We start from the raw sequence: 23,795 nt of genomic DNA on the forward strand, positions 1-23,795 counted from the left end.
TAATATAAACAGTAATCACATTAATTATTATATTTTCTTTCAAACTTGCTTGCCGCTTATTTAATTTAAATATACAAAAACTATTTCCCTTTCCATTTTTGATTCATACAAATTACAATCACAGTATACATCATTTTTTATTTATAATTTTGCTGATTTTGATTTAGAACTACTTTTTAAAAACTGATTATCATCATTTATTTTTTGTCTTTCAAATTCATTTGAGTATACAAAATTATTAATATATTTTATATTGTGATTAAAATCTTCTTTAAGAAAATTATTAGTATAAAAATTTTCATCATTTACTTTACACTTTGAACAATCTTTAGAAACAGCAATTTCTTTCCAAATATTCTCTTTAAATAATTTAATTTCTTCACGATTTTCAATTTCCTTGTCTTGAAATTTTTTAATTTTTTCTTCCAATTCTTTTATTTTTTCTGCAACTAATTCTTCATTTGTAAATATTTTTTCATCTGTTATTAATTCTTTAATATCAATAATAACAGCATCAAAATATGCAAAAGCAGTTTTGTCTAAAATAATACCAAACCCTATACTTGCTAAACCTCAAGAAAGATAATTTTTAAATTGTTTAAGGAATTCTCAAAAACTATTAAATCTATCACTAGTCATTTCATTTTCAATATAAGCTGTAAATAAGGCTCCCATACAACATAAACAACCTAATTTAAAACCGTGTATGATTAAATTTTTCAAAGCATTTTTTCTAATACTTGAAAAAATAGTTGCTATATTTTCTCTTGAATTTACATTTTCAATATCACCATTAATTGATTGATAATTTTGAATAGGCATATTTAAATATCCTCCTTTAACATAAAAAAACTCATTACTTTAAAAACCAAGTAATAAGTTAAACAAAAAAACTTTAATATAAAATTTTAGAATTATAATATCATATTTAAAATAAAAAGAAACTATTATTTAATAGTAATAGTTTTTACATAAAAATATATTTTACTTATTAATTTTAAAAAAAGAAAAAAATATTTAACTATAAAATAAATTTAAATTTATAAAAATTTATAATAAACAATTAGACAATGTTTAAAATTAAATTATTTCAATAAAATAAATTATGATATTATTTTAAAGCGTATTATTTTCTGAAATAAATAATAAGTTACTAACAATGTAAATTTAGACTTTAAATTTATCAATTGTTATAATAAGAATAAATTTGTAAAGGGTCAGGTGAATTTTTATGTACAGTGAAAGTTTAAAAAATAATTTAAATGAAGATATTAGTAAGCATTTTACACACTTAAAAACAATAGAAAAAGATTATAAAATTACTCATGAAGGTGTATCAAGAATGGTAATGCTTGATCGTTATGCACAAAAAGACAAAAATTTAATTACTTTAAAACGAGGTGATTTGGTAATTAGTATTATCCGTGAAGACGCTATTTTTCCAACTAGAGGAATTGGTTATGTTGTTGAAGAATTAGAAAATCAAGTTTATGCTATCAAAATTGAAGATGAATACTTAGGCTCAATTGATCCTGAACTAATAAAAATTTCTGGTAAAGCTGGTATTATCCACAAACAAAAATATGAACTTGAAAAACCACTAGAGTTATTTTATGAACAAATTGCTTATCGTGTTAGTAAATCATTAACTACAAAAGAATCACCAAAATTAAGATCTGTTTATTTATCCGAATTTTATGAGCAATTAAAATCGCTAAATATAGTACCTGCCGGAAGAGTTTTATATGGGGCTGGTAGTGATTCTGATGTTACTTTTTTTAACTGTTTCGTAATGCCTTTTATTCATGATTCACGAAGTGGAATTGCTGCCCATCGTCAAGAAGTTATGGAAATTATGTCACATGGTGGTGGTGTTGGTTCTAATGGTTCAACACTAAGACCAAAAGGTACTGTTGCTAAAACAGTTGGTGGTAAATCTTCAGGAGCTGTTTCTTGATTAAACGATTTATCTACATTAACTCATTTAGTAGAACAAGGTGGATCACGACGTGGCGCACAAATGATTATGCTAGCTGATTGACATCCAGATATTATCGAATTTATTATTTCAAAAATGCAAAATGCAAAAATTTTATTATGGTTAAAAGAAAATTCAAAATCAAGTTTAATTCGTGATGAAGCAAGTAAAAAATTAAAATTTGAAGTACTTAGTGACCAAGATCGTAATATTTTTGAATCAATCTTAAATAATGAACAACTTTTTAATGAAGAAATAATAGAAAATGCTAAAAATAAACTAGCACTTGGTGGATCTTGAGAAGTAATTAAAAGCGATTTTTTAACCGGAACTAATATTTCAGTAACAATTAGTGATGAATTTATGAATGCCGTTGCAACAAATGGTAAATGAAATTTACGTTTCCCTGACTTAGATAATTATACTGTAACTCAAAAACAAGCTTATGATGAACATTGAAATAAAATTGGTGATGTTCATGATTGAGAAAAAATGGGTTATCCAATTAAAACTTATTATACAATTAATGCATCTGACTTATAAGATTTAATTAATTTCTGTGCTACATATTCAGCAGAACCTGGTATTTTTTTCATTGATAGAGCTAATGAAATGACTAATGCTCAAGCATATGGTATGCGTGTTGTTGCTACTAATCCTTGTGGTGAACAACCATTAGCACCCTATTCAGTGTGTAATTTATCAGCAATTAATTTAGCTAATTTTGTTAATAAAAAAACAAGTGAAATTCTTTACGATGAACTAAGTAAATCTGTAACAACTTGTGTTCGTATGCAAGATAATGTTATTGACAGCACTCCATACTTTTTAGAAGCAAATAAAAACAAGCACTTGGTAAACGAAGAATTGGTCTAGGAGTAATGGGTTTACATGATTTAATAATTTGAAGTAATCTAAAATACGGCTCAAAAGAAGCTAATGAAGTAGTTGATAAAATTTTTGAAACTATTACTACTAGTGCTTATCGTGCATCAATTAATATTGCTAAAGAAAAAGGAAGTTTTCCATTTTTAAAATCACGCGAAGCATTTATTAATAGTGGCTTCATGAAAACAATGCCTGAAGACATCAGAAATGATATTCTTAAATATGGTATCCGTAACTCACATTTATTAACTGTTGCTCCAACAGGTTCAACCGGAACTATGGTTGGTGTATCAACAGGACTTGAACCATACTTTGCCTTTTCATATTTCCGTTCAGGAAGACTTGGCAAATTTATGGAAGTAAAAGCAAAAATTGTAAATGACTGATTACAGTATCATCCAGAATTTAAAGAAAAACCATTACCAAATATTTTTGTTTCAGCAATGCAATTAACACCTGAAGATCATGCTAATGTACAATGTATTATTCAGCGTTGAGTTGATTCTTCAATTTCAAAAACTGTTAATGCTCCAAAAGGTTACACTGTTAAAAAAGTAGAACAAATATATTACAAATTATATAAAGATGGAGCAAAAGGTGGAACTGTTTATGTTGATGGAAGTAGAGATAGTCAAGTCTTATCTTTATCCGATGATGATAATCAAATGCAAGAGCAAGTTAACTTAAGTGATCTTGGTCTAACTGAAACTTTTGCCGATAGTATTAATGAAACAAAACCAATTAAACCAGGATGACGTAATGATCGTCAAGATCGTAAAATTGGTACTGATTTAGGTGACTTATGTACAATGTGTAAAGAAGGAGTCCTTGTCTTTAGCGCTGGTTGTTATACTTGCAATAATTGTGGTATTCAATCTAAATGCGGATTATAAAAATAAAAAACTACTTAAAATTAATTAAGTAGTTTTTTATTTTTGTATTTATTTACATTTTAGATGTTTGATAATTACTAGTTACATTCTGTTGTACTAAAGATGCTACTGAATGCAATTTATTTACTTCTTCACCTATATTTTTTCCTCAATCTTGAAGTTTTGTTTCAGATTTAAATGATTGATCATCTTCAAAAAATTTTTTTCTACACTCTTCATTGTACAATTTATGTTTTCTTAAAATATCAGATAAATTTTCTTCTCTTAATTCACTGTCAGATTCTATTGTTATAATATTTTCTTCTTGCAAATTTACTTCTTCTACAATACTTTCTAGTCTTTTCAATAATTTTTCTAGTTTTTTTGTCTTTTTGATTTGGTTATATTTTTCATCAATACTTGGTTTAAATTGAAGAAGTGCACCTTTAAAAACTAGCAATACACCAATAGGTCCTCCCGCAACTCCAATTAAAGCACCAAATAAAGCACCTCCAATCATAGGAACACCACCTTTTATAACCACAATTCCTAATAACTCTAAATTTTTACAAATATCAGGATGTTTTTTTTGATTTTTATTTCAAAATTCTTTTAATTCATTATTTATTTTTTCTATAGTTTCTTTCATCTTTTATTCTCTTTCCATTTTTTGACTACAAAGATGGTTTAAATTTATTTTCTAAAGATAAATTTTGTAATCTTGTTGAATCTTCATCTAAATTTATATCTTGTCAACCATCAGTTTTTATGTTTTCTCTTTCTAAAAATAATTTGTCTCTTGACACGTCTTTATATAAGGTTGTAACTATATCTAATAATGCATCATAACATTTTTTATCACCAATCTTTAATTCTTTAATAGTTTTTTTAAAATTACTTGCATATTCCTCATATTCTTTTAATATAAGTTTCTTATTACTTTTATCTTGAAAATAATTATCTAAAATAATTTTTCATATTTTATTTTCAATATCTCGTATTTCTCTATCTTCTTTTGATAAGAAATTATTTTTCTCATTTTTAATTTTTTCTTCTAATATTTTACATCTTTGTAACTCTAAATCTTTTACTTCTTCTTTTTTATCATCTATAAGTAAATGTAAACAAGCGATTTTTTTATTAAGTCTTGTTTTTTCATTTTTTAAATCTTCAATTTCTTTTTCATTCTTATTTTTCTTTATTTTTTCTTTATTTTTTGCTTCAATTTTTTCTATTTTTGCTTCAATTTTTTCTATTTTTTTTAATTTTATTTTTATTTTTTTTTCTGCTTTTTCAATTTCTTCAAGTTTTTCATCTTCATCAAAAAACATATATTTAAAAAATATATCTTTGCTGTGTAACTTCATATATTCTGAATTTCTTAATTTTTCTTTTTCAAGTTTTTGTTCAAAAAGAAAAACTCACTCTTCTACTATTTTCGAATTAACTAAATTTTCAATTGCTACTGCTATATTTCTACTCATTTTTCCTATTCCCTTTCAATATTTTATAAAAAACCCATTTACTTTAAAAATAAAGTAAATGTGTAAAAAACTAATCTTTTGATTTAAAATTAACACATTTTATTTTTTTTTACAATAAAATTATTCTTAAAAACTGCATTAAATTTAATAAATAATTAAATTTATATAATCATTTTTTAAAATCAATTTTTATTTTTGTAATAAAACATTATTTACTGATTACTACTAATATGGTAATATGAAGGTAATAACTTACTATTAAGTTAAGTTAAGTTATTAATTTTTAAAAGAGAATATAGTTTTCTTTTAAAAATTACCTTCATATTTAAATTTTTAATGAGAAAAGGAATTTATCAAATGAAAACATTTTTAATAAACATCACTCTGACAACAATAACTTTAACTGCTGGAAATGAAATGATAGCAAAACATTTTAATGAACAAATAAGTGTTAAATAACAATTATATGTCCTTGGCGACAGCTTATCAGATAATGGTAATTTATCTAATATTTTTACTTATGATACTTGAAATATAGATAAAGTTAAATTTCAAGAACCTTTTTATCATAATTCATTTACTAATGGCGATGTTGCTGCTAGTATTTTAGCGAAAAAACTAGGAACAGAACTATTACCAGCTTGATATCAAAAAGGTAATAACTATGCTGTAGGTGGAGCACAAGCCGGACAAAATCATAGTTGAGAATATCAATTATTCTTAAATCATTATTCTATTGACCACCAAGCTAATCAATTATTAAAAGATCATAAAATACAAAAAAATGATGATATTTTTATTGAAATAGGTGGTAATGATCTGCTTTCTGCTATGGATGAAAATTCAACAGCAAAACAAGAGTCAATTATTAATAATGCAATAACAACTGAGTTTGAAACTGTTGATACATTAATTAATGCTGGTGCTCAAAATTTAATAATTGCCAATGTGCCTAACATTAGTAATATTCCAAAATATGTTAATGAAAAACAATCTGTTAAAGAAGTAGCAAACCACTTATCAAATGAATATAATAACAAATGAAATGATAAAATTACTGAATTAATAAAAAATAATTCTGATATTAATATCAGACCGTTTGACTTAGAAACTAATTTTAGTGATTTATTATCTGAAGCACAAGAAATAGGAAAAAATATTACTAATGAATCAATAAAATGATCAATTCCCGGTTTAGCTTTAAATTTAAATCCAAAATATATTGATGGAACAACTCCAGAAACTATTAATAATAATTTTTTCTTTGATTATGTTCATCCAAATAAATGAGCACATGATCAAATTGGTCTTGAACTATTCACTGAACTTACTTCATAAAAAATGCAACAGAAACAATTAATTAACAATATTTTTATTCTTAATTTATTTTAATATATATAGTATTAAAGTAGTATAATACATATAAAGCCAAGAAAGAAGGTGTATTTAATGATTAAAAAAATTAACGATGATCTAAATGATTATATTAGTGAACATCTAAAATATCAAATGCTTAGTTTTAAATTAAGTAATGATGCAAATCAAAAAGGATATCCTGGGTTTGCACGCTTCTTCCAAGTAGAAGCAGCTGATGCTGTTGTTCATATTCGTAAAATTTGTAACTATTTAATGGATCAAGATGCTCAAGTTGAAATTAAAGACATTAAAGTTCCAACTTTTACTACAAAAAACATTGAAGAAGCATTAAAAAAATTAAAATCTACTAAAGAAGAATTACTTGATTTTACTAATAAACTTGTTAAAAGTGCTCGTGAAAATAATGATAATTTAACTGCGAAATTTTATGACTGATTCTTAATTGATTTCTATGAAGAAATTGCTTATGAAAAAGACTTATTGGATTGAATTGCAATGTCTAATAGTAACCTTTATAAAATTGACAAACGTTTACTAAAAACTGAAGAGCCAGATACTTTAAAAGTTATTGTTCCATTTTATGAACCCGAATAAATTTCGGAAATGTTTAGTAATCTGTGTAACTTACAAAAATAACTATGTTTAATTAATTCTAGTAAATATAATTAAATGACTAGAAAGAGTGAGTTACAGATGGCTAAAAAAGATAACTTTAATAATAATGATCCAATATCAAAAGCAGTAGATTTATTACTAGAAAATACTGAAGATTTAACAACAGTTTTTAAACCTGGCGGTTTATATAAAGAATTAACAAAAAGATTAGTTGAAAAAATGTTGAATTCTGAAATGCAAAATTATTTAGGATATGAAAAAAATCAACATAGTACTACTGAAAATGCTCGTAATGGTACAAGTTCAAAAAAATTAATAACTCAACAAGGTAAAATTGAAATTGATGTACCAAGAGATCGCAATAGTAATTTTACTCCTGTAATAGTTCCTAAAAGGCAAAGAAGATTTGATGGTTTTGATCAACAAGTTCTTTCCTTGTATGCAAAAGGAATGACATTATCTGACATTAGAATGCAGTTGCAAGAGTTATATCATGGTGCTGATATTAGTGAAAGTGTTATTAGTCAAATTACTGATGATGTTATTGATGATGTTAAAGCATGACAAAATCGACCATTAGAAAGTATTTATCCTATTGTTTATTTTGATTGTATAGTAGTTAAAGTACGACAAGATAAACGGATTATTAACAAATCAGTTTATATAGCATTAGGAGTTGATTTAGAAGGCAAAAAAGATGTTTTAGGATTATGAATTAGTGAAAATGAAGGTTCTAAGTTTTGATTATCTAATTTCACAGAAATGAAAAATCGTGGCTTAAATGATATTCTTATTGCTTGTAGTGATAATTTAACAGGCATGTCAGAAGCAATACAATCAGTTTATCCTAAAACAGAACATCAATTATGCATTGTTCATCAAATTAGAAATAGTTTAAAATATGTTTCATACAAACATCGAAAAGGTCTAGTTGCAGATTTAAAACCAATTTATAGTGCATGTAGTGAAGAACAAGCAATGCAAGCTTTAGAATCGTTTGAAAGTAAATGAAATAAACAATATCCTCAAATTACTAAATCTTGATATAAAAATTGAGATAATTTAATGGTTTTTATTAGTTATCCAGTAGAAATCAAAAGAGTGATTTATACTACAAATGCTATTGAATCTGTTAATAGTCAATTACGAAAAATCATCAGAAATAAAAAAGTTTTTCCTAATGATATGGCAGTTTTCAAAATATTTTACTTGGCAATTGAAAATATAACAAAAAAATGAACATTGCCTATTCAAAATTGAAATACAGCAATTGCTCATTTTATGATAAAATTTGAAGACAGAATTAATCTAAATTAGTAACTTTGTAAAACAAAGATACACAGATTATTAAAAAGCCTCTAAATTTCACATTTAACTCTTAATTTTCACCAAAAATGTATAAAAAAATTATACATTTTTTATTTTTTTATAAAAATTTTGTTGTATTTTTTTGTTTTTCTTCTACTTGATAGTTTAAACTGTATTCTCTTTTTTTACCTTCAATATTTATTTCATCTTTACTTTTATTACTTCATTCAATAACTTTTAACTTATTTTCTCCTAAATCAGTTTTAATATTAATTATTATTCATATATACTCATTATAAATCTCTTTAAGTTTTTGAAAATGCTTTTGAAATAAAAATTTATTTTTTTCACTATAATTACCTTCAAATGTAATCATTATTGAAATGTTTTCTATTATTTTTATTTGTTTTGCATACTCTTCTGATATTTTTTGTAATCTTCTTTGTTTATTATATTCGGTTTCATTTATTTCATTTCAATTATTGGAACCGTGTTGATAACCAATATCGAAAGAAGAAAATAATTCTGATGGAAATGCCATTTTTCTAAAAGTCTTTAATGAAAAATATAAATTATTTTTCATTGAATAAAAATCTACTCCTATATACTGACTATTAGCATCATATAATATTTCTTTTTCTTCTTCTTTAAAATTATTTTCAATTATATAATTAACAATTTTTTGAATTTTTACCAATTCTCCTACATCATATGTTGGATTATTTTTTTGATCTAATTCTTCTCTTAATTCATTTATTACCTTACTAATAATTTTAGAATGTTTTGTGACAACAGTTACATCATAAAAATCTGTATCAAAATATAATTTATAATTATCATTTTTTTTAATTTTAATATTTAATAAAATACCATAACAAGCATAAAGAAATCTAGGGAGTGAACGTTTTAATTCAACATCACCATCTAAATAAATGCCTTCATATTGGTTTAATATAACAATTCTTATAAAATCTGATGCTGATTTTAGTTTTTCTTTAATTGCTAATCTATTATTTTTAAATATTTGTTCAAATATTACTACATCATTATTTTCTAAATTTTCTATTTCTTTTAAACTAATAATTTTAATATTATTAAGTAACTTATGTTGTTGTTTTTCATTTTCAGTAATTTCTCTATTTTTTTCATTTTTAGAAATTCATAAAATAACTTCACGTTCATGTTGGTGTAATAAAGCCGCATAAATTATATTATTTCTTACAGTAATTGGTATTTCTCCAATTCATACAAAATGAATTGGATATTTATTATCTATAACTGACATTTTTTTAATAACTCTTATATTTTATTTAAATGCATTGTTTAAAAATGATAATTCATCTTCGATATTTAATCTTGGAAATAATAACTCTTTTTTATTAACAGATTTATTAAAAACTTCATTCAAGTTAATATTGACTATTGGTTTAGTAATTTTTAAGACACCCAATTGTTCATGAATTTTTAATGAACTATTAACCAAAATTGGACTTAATAAAGCACTACTAATAATTAAAATATTTGCTAATAAATTTAAAATATTATGTAATTCAATAGTTTTATTATTTTTATGTAAATCTCATGGTTTTGTTAAATCAATTAATTTATTACCACTAGTTATTAATTTAAAAACGACATTAATTGCTTCATGAATTTGATACTCATCCATTTCAATATTAAAATCATTAATAGTACTTTTAATAATTTTAATTATTTCTATTGCTTCTGGTTGTAACTTATTTAAATTAACTTTGGGAATTTTACCATCACAATATTTAATGATCATTGTAACTGTTCGCGAAAGCAAATTACCTAAATCATTAACAAGATAAGAGTTATAACAATTTAAAAATAATTCATGACTATATTTTGCATCATGACCAATAATAATTTCTTTCATTAAAAAAAACCGTAATCCATCTGCACCATAACGATTTACTAATACTAAAGGATCAATAACATTACCTTTTGATTTTGACATTTTTCCTTCTTCATTAGTAATTCAACCGTGAGCCAAAATTCGATTTGGTTGTCTCAAGTTTAATGCCATTAATAAAATTGGCCAATAAATCATATGAAAACGACTAATTTCTTTACCAACTAAATTCACAATTTCACAATTTGAATCTAGTCAAAATTTTTTAAAATTAATGTCATCATCTTGTAAATAACCTAATCCTGTTAAATAATTACTTAATGCATCAATTCAAACATAAATAACATGTTTTGGATTTTCTAATACTGGTACCCCTCAAGTAAAACTCGTTCTAGTAACACTTAAATTTTCTAAGCCTGGCGTAATAAAATTATTAATCATTTCCGTTTTACGATTAAGTGGTCATAAAAATAATGGGTGTTCATCATAATATTTTAATAATTGTTTAGTATATTTTTCCAATTTTAAAAAATATGATGGTTCTGATAAAGTAGTAATATTACCTTGACATATTTTACATGTATTATTAGTTTTATTAATTTGGCTATCTGTCAAAAATTCTTCACAAGAAATACAATATGAGCCTTCATATTTTCCCAAATAAATATCATTTTGTTTTAATAATTTGCTGAATATTTTCTGAACACTTAAAATATGATTTTTATCAGTTGTTCTAATAAATTTATCATAATCAATATTTAAGTTTTTTCATAAATTCTTAAACCCAACAACAATATCATCAACAAATTTTTGTGGAGTTTGTTTATTTTCATCCGCCTTTTTAGCAATTTTTTGACCATGTTCATCACTTCCAGTTAAAAAGAATACTTCATAACCTTGCATTTTCTTATAGCGAGCTAAAAAATCAGCAATAATTGTTGTATAAGCATGTCCTAAGTGTAACTTAGCACTAGGATAATAAATAGGGGTAGTAATATAAAATTTTTTTGTCATTATTTGCTCCTAAATTTAATAATTATAATTTTACATTAAAATAGTATTTTTTATTGTAATACTTATTTAAATTAATAATATTTTATTAATCTTTATTTTTTTATAAAATCGAACATTTTTGTTGATATTGATTTTTATTAAAACCATTATCAGAGTTAACAGCATCTATATCAACATTTAAGTAAAACTGATAATCACTATTTACGTGTGAAAGAACACTACTTTTTTCATTATCATAATTATTTACTGGTAAATACTGATTACCATTACTCATTAATGGTTGATTTTGTAATTTTCCTGAAATTGCAAAATCATATCAATGTCTCAAAAGATCATTTTTTTCTCATTGTCTTCTTTTTTCTTTTTCTATTTTTTCTAAAATATTATTAAGTTTTAAAATTTTTAATCCAACCTTTTTCAATTCTTCTTTTTGATTACTTATATTAACTTTTTCACATACTATTTTGTTAATTCGTTTTTTTCAAAATTATAATAACCAAAAGTTAAAAACTTAACTAATTTATTCTTAAATTTAAAAATTTTACTTGTTTTTTGTTTTTCGAAAATTTCTAACTTTTTAATACTATTTATATTATAAGAAAGAAATATAGATTGTTTTTTAATATATGACTGCAATGTTTTTTCACATTTATATTTCTTATTACTAATATAATATAATATTATTTTTATTTTATTAATTTTCTTTTTTAATAAATTAATATCTAATTCTCCATTATCTTTTAAGTATCGATCATCTAAAACATCATAAAAATGTTCTTCATTATCATCATAGCTTGTAATAAAATTAAAATGTTGATTTATAAAAGGAAAACTATTATCGATTTTGTATTTCTTCATAATTTTCACTCCTTAAACTTATATAATCTAGTGACTAATTACAATATTTTCTTAATCTTTTATATTTATTGATTATTAGATAAAATAAAAAAAATAAAAATTAATAAATTAAATGCTAATTAAATTTAATATTAAACATTATTTATCTTTAAAAACTTTTTTAAAAATATAATCAACATTTATTAAAAAAATATTATTATTACAACATTCATTTAACTGTTCACTAGTTAAATATTGATTAATATTATTCTTTATTAATACATCTTTAAAATTAATCATTTTATTTTGTGCTTCTAAAGTGCATTTTTGAATAAAATCATAAGCAATTTCACGTGTTATTTTTGGATTATTTTTAATAATAGTCAATAAAATTACTTGTGAAAAATAAAGTTCATTAGCTTTAGCAATATTATTTGCCATGGCACTAGTATTAATTACTAAATTATCTAAAATATTTGTCATTCTATTAATAATAAAATCTAATATATGATAAATATCAGGTAACATAATGCGTTCATTAGAACTATGAGAGATATCACGTTCATACCATAATAAATTATTCTCATATACTATACTATTATAACTTCGAACTAATCTTGCTAAACCACAAATATTTTCAGAACCAATTGGATTTTTTTTATGTGGCATTGAACTTGAACCTTTTTGTGAAATAGAAAATCCCTCTAAAAGTTCATTAACTTCGCTACGTTGACTCAAACGAATTTCTAAAGCTATTTTTTCAATTGTTGTAGCAATTGAACTTAATTGTGTAATTAAAAAAATCAAACGATCACGTTGTACTACCTGCGTAGCACAACTGTCAACTTCCATTTTTCATTTTTTAGCAATAAATTCACTAACTTTTGGCGAAATATGAACAAAATTACCCATAGCACCCGTAATCTTAATAACTTCAACTTGTTTTCTTGCTAATTCCAACCTTACTAACTGTCTATTTATTTCATCGTATCATAAAGCAAATTTTAATCCTAATGAAGTTGGTTCACCAAAAATACCATGACTGCGACCAATTACTAATTGATTTTTATATTTAAACGCTAACTCTTTTAATTTCAATTGTAAAGTAATTAAAGCTTTTTCAATAATTTCATTTGAAAATTTTATTTGTAGATTTTGGACACTATCAACCATATCAGTTGAAGTTAAACCATAATGAATTCAACGACTTTCAGTTTTTAAGTTAGCACTCAACATTCTAGTAAAAGCAACTACATCATGCTTAGTTTCTAATTCTAATTTATTCATTAATTCAATATCTAATTTAGCATTTTTTTTAATTAATTGAAAATCTTTAAGAGGAATTATATTTAAATGTTGTAATGATTCACAAACATCAATTTGAAAATTCATTCATAAGTTTAAACGATTTTTCATATTTCAAATATTAGTCATTGCTTTTGTTTCGTAACGTTCAATCATTTTTACTCCTTAATAAATATAGTTTGTTTACGATCTGGACCAACAGAAAATATTCTAATTGGAACACCCACCAACTCACTAATTTTTTTTAAATAATTTTTAGCATTTTCTGGTAATTCATCATAACTAGTAATATTAGTAATATCTTCATTTCAGCCAGGCATAGTAATAAAATGTGGTTGACATTTATTAAAGTTATTAATTTGAGAAGGTATGTATCTAATTATTTCGCCATTTAAAGTATAATGCGTACAAATGCTTAATGTTTCAATACCAGTAAGCACGTCTAACAACATAATAGCTAAACTAGTAAATCCATTAATTTGTGCACTATACTTAGCAATAACTGCATCAAATCATCCAATTCTTCTTGGTCTTTTTGAAACTGTGCCATATTCATTACCAGTCATACGAATATAATCTGCTAATTTACCAAAAACTTCACTAGGAAATGCACCAGCACCAACTCTTGTACTGTATGCTTTAGTTACACCAATAATTTCGTTAATTGCTTTTAAAGAAATACCTGAACCAATAGCAATTGAACTAGCACTTGGATTAGAAGATGTTACAAAAGGATATGTACCATGATCTAAATCTAATAAAGTACCTTGTGCTCCTTCAAATAATATCTTTTTATTTCTAACTAATTGTTCATTTAAAAATTGACCAGTATCAATAATTAAATCTTTAAAGTATGGTAATAATTCTAATAAACGATTATATATTGTTTGCGCATTAAATTCTTTTTCATATCCATAAACATTTTTTAATATTTTATTTTTAATTAACAAATTATCAGTAATCAATTCTAATAGCCGATCCTTATCTAATAAATCACCCATTCGAATTCCAATCCGATTAACTTTATCAGCATAACAAGGTCCAATTCCTTTTTTAGTAGTGCCAATAGCTTTATCGCCCTTAATTTTTTCTTCATATTCATCAAATGCTAAATGATAAGGTAAAATAATATGAGCACGATCAGAAATCCGTAAATTTTGACAACTAAAACCGGCAGCTTTTAAATATTCAATTTCAGAAACTAATTTTTCTGGATTAACAACACAACCATTAGCAATAACACAATATGAATCTTTATTAAAGATACCAGAAGGAATAATACTTAATTTATATTTTTGATGATCAAAAACAATTGTATGTCCGGCATTATCACCACCACTTCAACGAACAATAACATCAGAATTTTGACTATAATAGTCAGTTATTTTACCTTTTCCTTCATCACCTCATTGACAACCAATAATAGCGGTAGTTTTAAATGGTTTTGGTTGATCAATTTTTGATATTAAAATATTTTTAGTATTAACAATTTTATTAGCAATTTTTTGATTTTCTTCTTTTATTATATGTTTTGATTTTTCAAAATCTACTTTCATCTTATTAATGATTGGCTTAACAGTGTCAGTTTTTATTGATTGCGTTTTTACTTTAGTTGCTTTTTTTACATCTTTAACTTTTGGTTTAATAGTTTTATTAAGTTGTTCAACTTTACTTTTTGCCTTTTCTATTGTTGGTTTGATTATATTTTTTTTTGCTTTCATATTGTCTCCTTTATACTCAAAAAAAGTATTTATAAATTTATAAATTAATTATATAATTATTTAATAATGATTATCAAAATATTGTTATTAAAATAAACTAGTAAAGGAAACTTAAAAAATGAAATGAAATTTTGATAATGACAGTTTTCAAAATGATAATAATGATGATTTTGACAAACTTTGTCCTATTTGTAAGCAAAAATTACTAGAAGCAAAACTTGAAAAAATAAATGAAATAAATCAATATCAGCAAACACAAAATGATATTTTATTAATTGAAGAAATAAAAAAAGAATTAGAAAAAATTAAAAAAGAAAAAGAAACACAACTTTATGTTTACTTATGTAGAAAACATAAAAATGAAAATATTCTTTAATATTTTTATAATATATTAATTATTTTTTATTATATTTATTCATAATATTTTCAAATTTACTATCAGTAATTCAACTACTAATGCTTTCTACAAAAAATTGTTTATGATCTTTTATATTCTTTAACTCATCATTACTAAACTTACTCAAAACTCAATCAGCCGTGTTAAAATTAGGATTTTTACCAACACCAATTCTTAATCTTTGAAAATCTTTACTACCAATTTGATTAAAAATACTTTTAATTCCATTATGACCAGCAGCACTAAATTTTTGTTTGTATTGAAATTGACCAAAATTTAAATCAACTTCATCGTGAATAATTAACACATTTTCAATTTTAATTTTAAAATAATTCATAAAATTTGAAACACAAAAACCTGATAAGTTCATAAAAGTTAATGGTTTTAAAAAAATAACATCAGTGCCATTAACAACAGTTTTAACATATTGACCATTAAATTTAGTTTGATTAATTTTTAATTGTAATGTTTCACAAATCATATCAATAATAATAAAACCAATATTATGACGTGTCAATTCATACTCTTTACCTGGGTTTCCTAATCCAATAACTAATTTCATCTATTTTAAATTTCCTCTTTATTATTTTTTACTATTTTTATTATTAATTTTTTTTATTAATTCATTTGTTTTATCATCATAAACTTTTGTTAATGATTTATTATTAATTGAAGCATCAATCATTTTTGCAATAAAATCAGCAATTGAAATAATTTTTAAACCATTAAACTTTTTTTCCTCAGAAATTTCAATAGTATTAGTAATAACAACTTCCTTAATAATTCCATCAATAACAGCTTGTTTCAAATTTTTTGAAGCTTGACCACTAAAAATACCATGAGTAGCTAAAATATAAACTGATTTTGCACCATGTTCTTTAATAGCTTTTGCTGCATTAATAATAGTACCACCTGTATCAATCATATCATCAATAATAATAGCATTCTTTTCTTTAACATCTCCTAATACAAACTTAACTTGACTTTGATTAGGAGTTGTTCTTCTTTTATCAATAATTGCCAAAGGTACACTTAAATAATTACCCAATCTTCGAGCACGAGTAACACCACCATGATCTGGAGATACAACAACTAAATTAGTTAAATTTTCTTCAATTAAATAAGATGCTAAATCTTGAGTTGCTCGTAAATCATCAACAGGAACATCAAAAAATCCTTGTTCTTGTGGTGAATGTAAATCAACAGTAATAACACGATCAACACCCGCAACAGTTAATAAATTTGCAACAAGTTTACAAGTAATAGGTTGTCTACCACCTTGTTTTCGATCTTGACGAGCATAACCAAAATAAGGAATTACTACATGAATTTTAGCAGCAGATGCACGAACTAAAGCATCAACAAAAATTAATAATTCCATTAAATTATCATTAGTTGGAGGCGAAGTTGATTGGATAATATATACCACTTTCCCTCGTACTGATGTTATAGATTGAATGTTAAATTCACCATCAGCAAAACGACTAATTTCTGCTTTTCCAAGTTCAATATTAAGTTTTTTACAAACTTCTTGTGTAAATTTTTGACTAGCACTTAAACCAAAAACTACAATGTTTTCTACATTATTCATTAAATCCTCCTTTACATGTTTCTAAAAATTATAATTATAATTTCATTATACAATGTTTATTACAATTTAAGTATATTAAATTTAAAGACTATTAATTAAAAATAATTAATAAAAAGTTATATCTTTTGCAAGAAAAAATAAAATCATTATAATAGTTAACGGATAATAAATATTTAAAAATATGTTTATTAATAAACAAGGATTATTGCTGAGGTGTTTTATATACTTATTATCCACATTCTAATATCATTAATTTTAATAATTATTCTGAAAGGTATTTATTATTAATAATAGTAAATAACTGGTAAAACATTGAAAATGTTAATTCTTCAGATCTTATTGTTAATGATCAAGATAAGTCGTTAATTAAATTAACGGCTTTTTCTTTGCTATTTAAATAAATACCCAAATTGTTAACTAATGTTTTTCTCTTATTAACAAAACAACTTCTTACAAATTTTCAAAATAATTGTGGTTCATCAAGTTGAAATTTAGGATTTACTTTAAAATAAACAACACTACTTGTAACATTAGGTATCGGAGTAAAATTATTAGGACTAACATCAAAAATAATTTTAACATCACAATAAAATTGACACATAACAGAAAGATTATTATATACTTTAGTTTTAGGTTTAGCACAAAATCTTTGTGCAACTTCTTTTTGCATCATTAATGTAAATGAATCAAATAATTCAATATTTTCTAATAATTTTAAAACAATTTGTGAAGTAATATAATAAGGCAAATTTGCAATTACATGAATTTTTTGATTTATTGCAAATTCTTCATTAATGATTTTTTTTAAATCTAAATTTAAAAAATCATCATTTATAATTTTTAAATTTTTGTATTCATTTAATTCTTTTTCTAAAACAGGAATTAATTTTTTGTCAATTTCAATTGTCACAACTTTTTGCGCAGTGCTGAGTAATTTATTAGTTAAATGACCAATGCCCGCTCCAATTTCAACAATGCCATCTTCATCTTTAAAATTACTAGTTTTAACAATTTTATCAATTATATTATTATTAATTAAAAAGTTTTGTCCAAACTTTTTAACTGCATGTAAGTCGTATTTTTTCAATATTTTTTTTGGATTTTCCATTATTATTCTCCAATTCACATTTTTAGTTAATTATATACTAGTAATAATTAAACAAATAGTTAGCCAACTAATCATATATGCTAAATTTACTACTAGCAAATCTACATGTGGTAATATTAACATATATCAACTTAATAAATAAATATTAATTTGAGTGGGAAAAGGAGATGATTTTTATATGGCAACAAAAATAGAGGTTGCTAATGACGGACACAATAACCAAGACGTTAATATTGTTTCTCTAGATTTAGGAACAAGAAATTTAATTGTCAGAGTTAATGGAAGGGTTGTTTATAGTCAACCATCAGCAATTGTATTTGATACAGAAAACGGAGAAGTATTCATTGGTGAAGCCGCTTTATTAATGAAGGAAAAAACTCCAGCGAATAAAATTTTCAGAGAACCAATGGCTAATGGTGTTATTAGTGACAATAATGCTTTGATTGCTTTATTAACTGAAATTTTTACACAAATTATTGATGTGAAATCTGAAAAAATTTGAGAAAATTCAGTAGCACTTGTAGCTATTCCATCTAAGGTTTATAAATTAGATAGAACTGTTTTACGTGAAATTCTACAAGGAAAAAAAATAGCTAAAATTCCAATTTATAGTGATAAATTTCCCAATAGATATAATGCAAGTAATGAAAGCGTAATGAAAGCTGAAAAAGTTGTTATTGTTCCTGAAGTAAAATTGGCAGCTATTGGTGCTGGGGAAGCACTTTGAGATGCTTCAGGAGTATTTATTCTTGATATTGGTGGTGGAACTTCTGACTGTGCCATTTTATCAAGTGGAGAAGTTATTGTTCAAGATTCAATTCCAATTGCTGGAAATGCTATTGAACGTAGTATTAAAGAACATTTTGAAAAAATGCACTATATATCTCTTAGCTCAATGGAGGCTGAAAAAACAAAAATTAGTGCTGGTATTTGAATAGATGGTGAAAAAGATAGTGAAAATAAAATTACTATCCATGGAAAAAGTACTAAAACTAAAAAACCTGAACAAATTACAGTTCCTAAGCAAGAAGTAGCTAGAGTAGTTACTGAAGCCTTTGAACCAATTGTTGCACTATGTAGTGACATTATTGATAAAGCTGGACCTGCCTTTTCAGAAATGATTATGAAAGACGGTTTAACTATCACTGGTGGGGGTGCTTTGCTTGAAAATATTACAACTTATCTAAAAAAACGACTAAATTTAGAACATGTGGTATCTGCTAATAATCCAAGAGAATGTGTAATTAGAGGGACTCAAGCCTATGAAACTCATAAACAAGATGTATATGAAAAAGGATTCATTAGACCAAGTAATTAAAATTCCAGGTGTGTAGAAGGAGGAAAAAAAATGGGATTATTTGATAAAAAACCCAAAGAAAACTTAAATAAAAAAAGTAATATTAAGTCTATTAATGACTACCAATGATTAGCTTTAGATATTGGAACAGAAAACTTTAAAGCAAGGTATGTTAACATTGGACTTACATATGATGCTCCAACTTATCTTGCTGAAGACTATGAAAAAAATGTTATTCTTTATGGTGAAGAAGCTAAAGCTTTAATTGATAAAACAAATGAAAATGTTGTTATTAAGCGTCCAGTTCGTGATGGTAATATTGCTGATCCAGATGCTTTACAACGTATCCTTGCTAAAATTTTTCAAGATTTTAGACTTGAAATTAAAGATTCAAAACAAGCTGATAAAAACCGTAATTTAATTGTTTTAATGGCAACACCAAGTGAAATTAATTCAGTACAAAGAGAAGCATTAGAAAATATAGTTCATCGTTTAGGAGCACTTCGTGGATTTGTTCAAGAAGAAGTTAAAATGGCAGCATTAGGTTCAGGCCAAGATATTTTTGGAACTGCAATTATGTGTGTTGATATTGGTGGGGGAAGTACTGATATTGCCGTACTTAGCAACGATTCAATCCTATATTCATATACAACACATTGTGCTGGAGACTATTTAACACAAAAAATTCAAGAATACATAGCTAAAAAGCATGCTTTAAAAATTGGTACTAAAGAAGCAGAAGACGTTAAAAAGAACATCGGTTCACTTATGAAATATCAAGATGAAAAACCATATACTATTTCAGGTGTTTCATTACCTAGATTAGACTCTCAGCCAGGAGAAACAATGTCAATTTCTAAAACTATTGAAATTACACCAGAAGAAATTCGTGAAAATGTAATGCAAGTTCAATTTAGAGAACATGTTATTCCATCAATTCGTAGAGTACTAAGAACTTCTGGGGAAAAAGCTGCTGGTAGTGTTAGTGACTTAAAGAAAAAAGGTAAGGGAATCACAATTTGTGGTGGTGGAGCTTACATTAAAAAAATTGATGAATTTATTAAAGAAGAATTGGCTAAGGAATATTTCATCGAAGTTAAAGCTGAAAAAGATACAAAACCAATTCGTCAAAAATATGAGGGAGATATTTTTGAAGTACGTGTTGCTCAAAATCCTTTAGATAGTGTTATTGATGGTTGTGTAAAATATCGTGATACAATTTACAAACAATTAATAGTTGAACAAAATCCTAACCGCGAAATTCTAACAAAAGATGAAGATTTAGGATAAAAAATAAGTTTAAATAAAATGCACTTTTAAAATTTATAGAAGTGCATTTTTTACTTATATAAATAATAAATTACTATTCAAAATGAAATGAAAAAATAATGGTAATGATTTAGTTATCAATTTCAAAAAAAGCAAACAAAAATATAAAATTTCTAGAAGGTACATTTTTTTCTTTCTATGATTATTAATTTAAATAAGGAATTGAAATTATTAATAATAATTTTTTTAAAAGGAGATTTTATGAAAAAATATCGTAAATTTTTTATAATTTTCATAGTTTTATTGGTTACTGGTTTACTTGCTTGAATTATTGTTTGAAGTTGCCAAGTTAATTATAATCGTGATTATTATCTTAGTTTATTACGTTATCGTTGATCATCAGAAATGACTAGTTTTATTAAAGAGAATGAACGAAAAATTAAAAACCCAGCTAGTCAAATGGCAAATAATGAATTTAATAGTTTTTATGATAATGCTAGTAAACCATTACCTTTTCTTGATTTTAATCAATTAGCACATGATTTAACTAATACACGACTAGGAACTCAAAACAGTAATGTTGATTGAGAAAAATTATATAAAGATGTTGGTTTAAGTCAACTTGCTACTGAAACAGCAAAAAAAGAACAATTACGTTTTTATAATATTATGGCAGGAGTATATGGTAAAAATAATATTTTACGTTTAATGCAAAGTGTTACTCAAGCACCAATATCAAATAAAAACGTCGTTGCTTATAATCAATATTCTTATCTAATTAATAGTCAACGTCAAATTTATGGTCCAGATTTTGTTAATACTAAAGAAATTAGCGCAAACTATCAAGCGGGTTGATGAGCAACTAATAACATAATTAGTGTTAGTACTCATGAATATGGTCATGCTTTCGATAATTTTTTATCATTAACGGATGATGAACGTAGTACGTTTAATAACAATTGAAATTGACCTAAAAATAATAAAATCGAAAATTGTTTACTTAATAAAAATATTTTTAAAATTTGGAATGGCAACCCTTTTTAGGACTATTTTTTGGTAGACATTTATTTTTGATAATTAACTGGAGTTAAGTAGTTTAAAGTGCTGTGAATTCTTATGTTGTTATATCAGTTGATGTAATCAAATAATTCTAATTTTAATTGGATTAATGATGTAAAATTTTTATCATTAATAAATTCAATTTTGAAAGTTTTAAAAGTTGCTTCAGCAACAGCGTTATCATAAGGACAACCTTTTTTGCTTAAAGAGCGATTAATATTGAATGCTAGTAAAAGTTTATCAATAATTTTATTATTAAATTCATTACCGCGATCACTATGAAATATTTGAATATCTTTTAAACAACGATTTGAGTGCATAAATGCTTGATATACTAATGATGCATCTTTTTTAGTACCTACAATTTCGCGGTTAAATAGGTCAATTAATAGGCAAATATAGTTTCATTTACCATTAACTTGAACATAAGTTAAATCACTAACAATAACTTCATTTTTAAGCCTATTATTAAAGTTTCTATTAACGATATTGGTTATTTGACTATCGTTGACTTTATTATGATGATTTTTGAATGATAATTTAGTGTATTTTGATATTAAATTATGTTTATTCATAATTTCTTTAATTTTTCTGCGTGACAAATAAATATTCTTTTCTTTTAGAACAACTTTTAATCTTCTTGTTCCATAAACTTCTTTATTTTCTTTAAAAGCACTAATAACAGCTTCATCATAAATATTATTTTGTTTTTTTCTTTTTCCTTTAAATTAAAATAATATGTTGATTTAGAAAGTTTTAAAAAACGACACATTGTGCGAATTTTATATTTAACTTTATTTTTAGCAATAATTTCTATTTTCTGCCTATTATTAGTGCTGCTTGCTTTAAAATATCATTTTCCATTCGTAACTGTTTTAATTCTTTTCTTAATTTAATTAATTCATTTTCTTCAATAGAACGATTATCTTTAGTTTTAAAACTGCCTGAATTAGTAAATTGCTTAATTCAATTATAAGTAGCTGCTCTTGTAACATTGTACTCTTTAGCAAGACAAGACACTGACTTACCGCTTTGATATAAAGTTACTATTTGTTTTTTAAATTCATCGGTATATGAGTTAATATTGGCCATAATTATAGTTCCTTTCTTTTAACTAATTTGTTCACTTGTCTACGTAATTAGTGTCCAATAAAGTGTAACCTATCCATTTTATAACTTTATTTTAAATATTTAATTAATAATCTATTGCAAATTTCAATCCATACCCTAAACTTCTAGTTAAATATACATTAGAAAATGACATATCGAATGTTAATTTTGCAGGAAATAAAAATTGAATGTGTCAATCAAGATTATCAAAAAATAATGCAGTAGTTATACCTCTAACAACTTCAGCAGTTGCTAAAAAATCTTGATACGATTCTTTAAATGAAAAATTCATTCTATTATATGCTACTTCTTCATCTGTAATTTTTCCCTCATTAATTTTATTAATTTCTTTTCCCATTATTTTTAAAGGAACAGAAAATACATCATAATGTTCTGAACCTCAGTCTATTTTATCTGAACCATTATTTAAGAATCATTCTAATATTCTAATAGATTTTGGTTTTTGAAAAGATTTTAAACCTGTAGAAACTACAAAATCTCAACTTTCATAAGCTGGATTTGATACTGATGAAGTTTTATAACTATGAACAATATCTTTTTTATTTTCACTAAATTCATAAGTTATTTCTTTAACTTCTTTTGGACTATTATTTATATTTAAAAAACTATTTGCATTTGTAAATGTTAAACCAATCGTTCCTAATAATGTTACTAAAGCTTTCATATAT

Annotated in this window: 20 protein-coding genes and 2 pseudogenes; 8 read left to right on the forward strand and 14 right to left on the reverse strand. The window is 24.5% G+C overall.

What is annotated here, in order from left to right; all coding sequences use genetic code 4:
* Window positions 1-141: 141 nt before the first annotated feature.
* Entirely contained in the window at window positions 142-822 is a 681-nt protein-coding gene (locus AACK89_RS07485) for a hypothetical protein (protein WP_338975678.1), read from the reverse strand.
* 409 nt (window positions 823-1,231) lie between these two features.
* On the opposite strand from AACK89_RS07485, the pseudogene AACK89_RS07720 reads away from it, so the two are divergent.
* Window positions 1,232-3,759 (forward strand): annotated as a pseudogene (locus AACK89_RS07720) (vitamin B12-dependent ribonucleotide reductase).
* Window positions 3,760-3,811: 52 nt separating this feature from the next.
* Here AACK89_RS07720 and AACK89_RS07505 read toward each other — a convergent pair.
* A complete protein-coding gene (locus AACK89_RS07505) occupies window positions 3,812-4,387 on the reverse strand; it encodes a hypothetical protein (RefSeq protein ID WP_338978389.1) in 576 nt (191 codons plus the stop codon).
* 25 nt (window positions 4,388-4,412) lie between these two features.
* The gene (locus tag AACK89_RS07510) at window positions 4,413-5,222 is read right to left on the reverse strand and encodes a hypothetical protein (protein WP_338978391.1); all 810 of its coding nucleotides are present in this window, start codon (window positions 5,220-5,222) and stop codon (window positions 4,413-4,415) included.
* 462 nt (window positions 5,223-5,684) lie between these two features.
* Here AACK89_RS07510 and AACK89_RS07515 point away from each other — a divergent pair, with 462 nt between their 5' ends.
* The 3 genes from AACK89_RS07515 (at window position 5,685) to AACK89_RS07525 (ending at window position 8,531) form a co-directional block, all read left to right on the forward strand.
* Window positions 5,685-6,560 carry an SGNH/GDSL hydrolase family protein gene (locus AACK89_RS07515; RefSeq protein ID WP_338979314.1) on the forward strand — a complete coding sequence of 292 codons (876 nt, stop codon included), beginning with the start codon at window positions 5,685-5,687 and terminating at the stop codon, window positions 6,558-6,560.
* Window positions 6,561-6,671: 111 nt separating this feature from the next.
* A complete protein-coding gene (locus AACK89_RS07520) occupies window positions 6,672-7,193 on the forward strand; it encodes a ferritin-like domain-containing protein (RefSeq protein WP_174481292.1) in 522 nt (173 codons plus the stop codon).
* A gap of 99 nt (window positions 7,194-7,292) precedes the next feature.
* A complete protein-coding gene (locus AACK89_RS07525; RefSeq protein WP_281749630.1) occupies window positions 7,293-8,531 on the forward strand; it encodes an IS256 family transposase in 1,239 nt (412 codons plus the stop codon).
* A 109-nt stretch (window positions 8,532-8,640) separates the two neighbouring features.
* Here the strand turns inward: AACK89_RS07525 and AACK89_RS07530 are convergent, their stop codons facing one another.
* The 6 genes from AACK89_RS07530 to AACK89_RS07555 all read right to left on the reverse strand — a co-directional run bounded on the left by AACK89_RS07530 (window position 8,641) and on the right by AACK89_RS07555 (window position 15,275).
* On the reverse strand, window positions 8,641-9,807 hold the full coding sequence (locus AACK89_RS07530) for a glycosyltransferase (protein ID WP_338978394.1): 1,167 nt from the start codon (window positions 9,805-9,807) through the stop codon (window positions 8,641-8,643).
* Between the two features lie 21 nt (window positions 9,808-9,828).
* Window positions 9,829-11,412, reverse strand: coding sequence for a methionine--tRNA ligase (metG, locus tag AACK89_RS07535; protein WP_338978397.1), 1,584 nt, complete (start codon window positions 11,410-11,412; stop codon window positions 9,829-9,831).
* Window positions 11,413-11,512: 100 nt separating this feature from the next.
* Complete coding sequence (locus tag AACK89_RS07540) at window positions 11,513-11,833, reverse strand: hypothetical protein (RefSeq protein ID WP_338978399.1); 321 nt, start codon at window positions 11,831-11,833, stop codon at window positions 11,513-11,515.
* Window positions 11,834-11,871: 38 nt separating this feature from the next.
* Window positions 11,872-12,270, reverse strand: a complete 399-nt coding sequence (locus AACK89_RS07545) for a hypothetical protein (RefSeq protein ID WP_338978401.1) — start codon at window positions 12,268-12,270, stop codon at window positions 11,872-11,874.
* Window positions 12,271-12,408: 138 nt separating this feature from the next.
* Window positions 12,409-13,710, reverse strand: coding sequence for an adenylosuccinate lyase (gene purB / locus AACK89_RS07550; RefSeq protein ID WP_338978404.1), 1,302 nt, complete (start codon window positions 13,708-13,710; stop codon window positions 12,409-12,411).
* A 2-nt stretch (window positions 13,711-13,712) separates the two neighbouring features.
* Window positions 13,713-15,275 (reverse strand): adenylosuccinate synthase, encoded by a 1,563-nt coding sequence (locus tag AACK89_RS07555; protein WP_338978406.1) that lies wholly within the window; start codon window positions 15,273-15,275, stop codon window positions 13,713-13,715.
* A gap of 118 nt (window positions 15,276-15,393) precedes the next feature.
* Between AACK89_RS07555 and AACK89_RS07560 the strand changes: the two genes are divergently transcribed.
* Window positions 15,394-15,651 (forward strand): hypothetical protein, encoded by a 258-nt coding sequence (locus tag AACK89_RS07560; RefSeq protein WP_252320612.1) that lies wholly within the window; start codon window positions 15,394-15,396, stop codon window positions 15,649-15,651.
* A 19-nt stretch (window positions 15,652-15,670) separates the two neighbouring features.
* Here the strand turns inward: AACK89_RS07560 and pth are convergent, their stop codons facing one another.
* The 3 genes from pth to rsmA form a co-directional block, all read right to left on the reverse strand.
* Window positions 15,671-16,234: an aminoacyl-tRNA hydrolase gene (pth, locus tag AACK89_RS07565; RefSeq protein WP_338961453.1), complete on the reverse strand. Its 564-nt coding sequence runs from the start codon at window positions 16,232-16,234 to the stop codon at window positions 15,671-15,673.
* 21 nt (window positions 16,235-16,255) lie between these two features.
* Complete coding sequence (locus AACK89_RS07570) at window positions 16,256-17,263, reverse strand: ribose-phosphate pyrophosphokinase (protein ID WP_338978409.1); 1,008 nt, start codon at window positions 17,261-17,263, stop codon at window positions 16,256-16,258.
* A gap of 262 nt (window positions 17,264-17,525) precedes the next feature.
* Window positions 17,526-18,371, reverse strand: a complete 846-nt coding sequence (gene rsmA, locus AACK89_RS07575) for a 16S rRNA (adenine(1518)-N(6)/adenine(1519)-N(6))-dimethyltransferase RsmA (protein ID WP_338978412.1) — start codon at window positions 18,369-18,371, stop codon at window positions 17,526-17,528.
* A 178-nt stretch (window positions 18,372-18,549) separates the two neighbouring features.
* Between rsmA and AACK89_RS07580 the strand changes: the two genes are divergently transcribed.
* From AACK89_RS07580 to AACK89_RS07590, 3 genes are all read left to right on the forward strand, one after another.
* Window positions 18,550-19,689: a rod shape-determining protein gene (locus AACK89_RS07580; RefSeq protein WP_338978414.1), complete on the forward strand. Its 1,140-nt coding sequence runs from the start codon at window positions 18,550-18,552 to the stop codon at window positions 19,687-19,689.
* Between the two features lie 30 nt (window positions 19,690-19,719).
* Entirely contained in the window at window positions 19,720-20,958 is a 1,239-nt protein-coding gene (locus tag AACK89_RS07585; RefSeq protein WP_338978417.1) for a rod shape-determining protein, read from the forward strand.
* Window positions 20,959-21,198: 240 nt separating this feature from the next.
* On the forward strand, window positions 21,199-21,981 hold the full coding sequence (locus AACK89_RS07590; RefSeq protein WP_338978420.1) for a hypothetical protein: 783 nt from the start codon (window positions 21,199-21,201) through the stop codon (window positions 21,979-21,981).
* A gap of 20 nt (window positions 21,982-22,001) precedes the next feature.
* Here AACK89_RS07590 and AACK89_RS07595 read toward each other — a convergent pair.
* Together AACK89_RS07595 and AACK89_RS07600 are read right to left on the reverse strand one after the other, a co-directional pair.
* A pseudogene (locus AACK89_RS07595) lies at window positions 22,002-23,088 on the reverse strand (IS3 family transposase).
* A 103-nt stretch (window positions 23,089-23,191) separates the two neighbouring features.
* Window positions 23,192-23,791 carry a hypothetical protein gene (locus tag AACK89_RS07600; RefSeq protein WP_338978422.1) on the reverse strand — a complete coding sequence of 200 codons (600 nt, stop codon included), beginning with the start codon at window positions 23,789-23,791 and terminating at the stop codon, window positions 23,192-23,194.
* Window positions 23,792-23,795 lie beyond the last annotated feature (4 nt).

Origin of the sequence: Spiroplasma endosymbiont of Panzeria rudis (assembly GCF_964019705.1) — a bacterium.
Classification (GTDB): Bacteria; Bacillota_I; Bacilli_A; order Mycoplasmatales; family VBWQ01; genus Spiroplasma_E; species Spiroplasma_E ixodetis_A.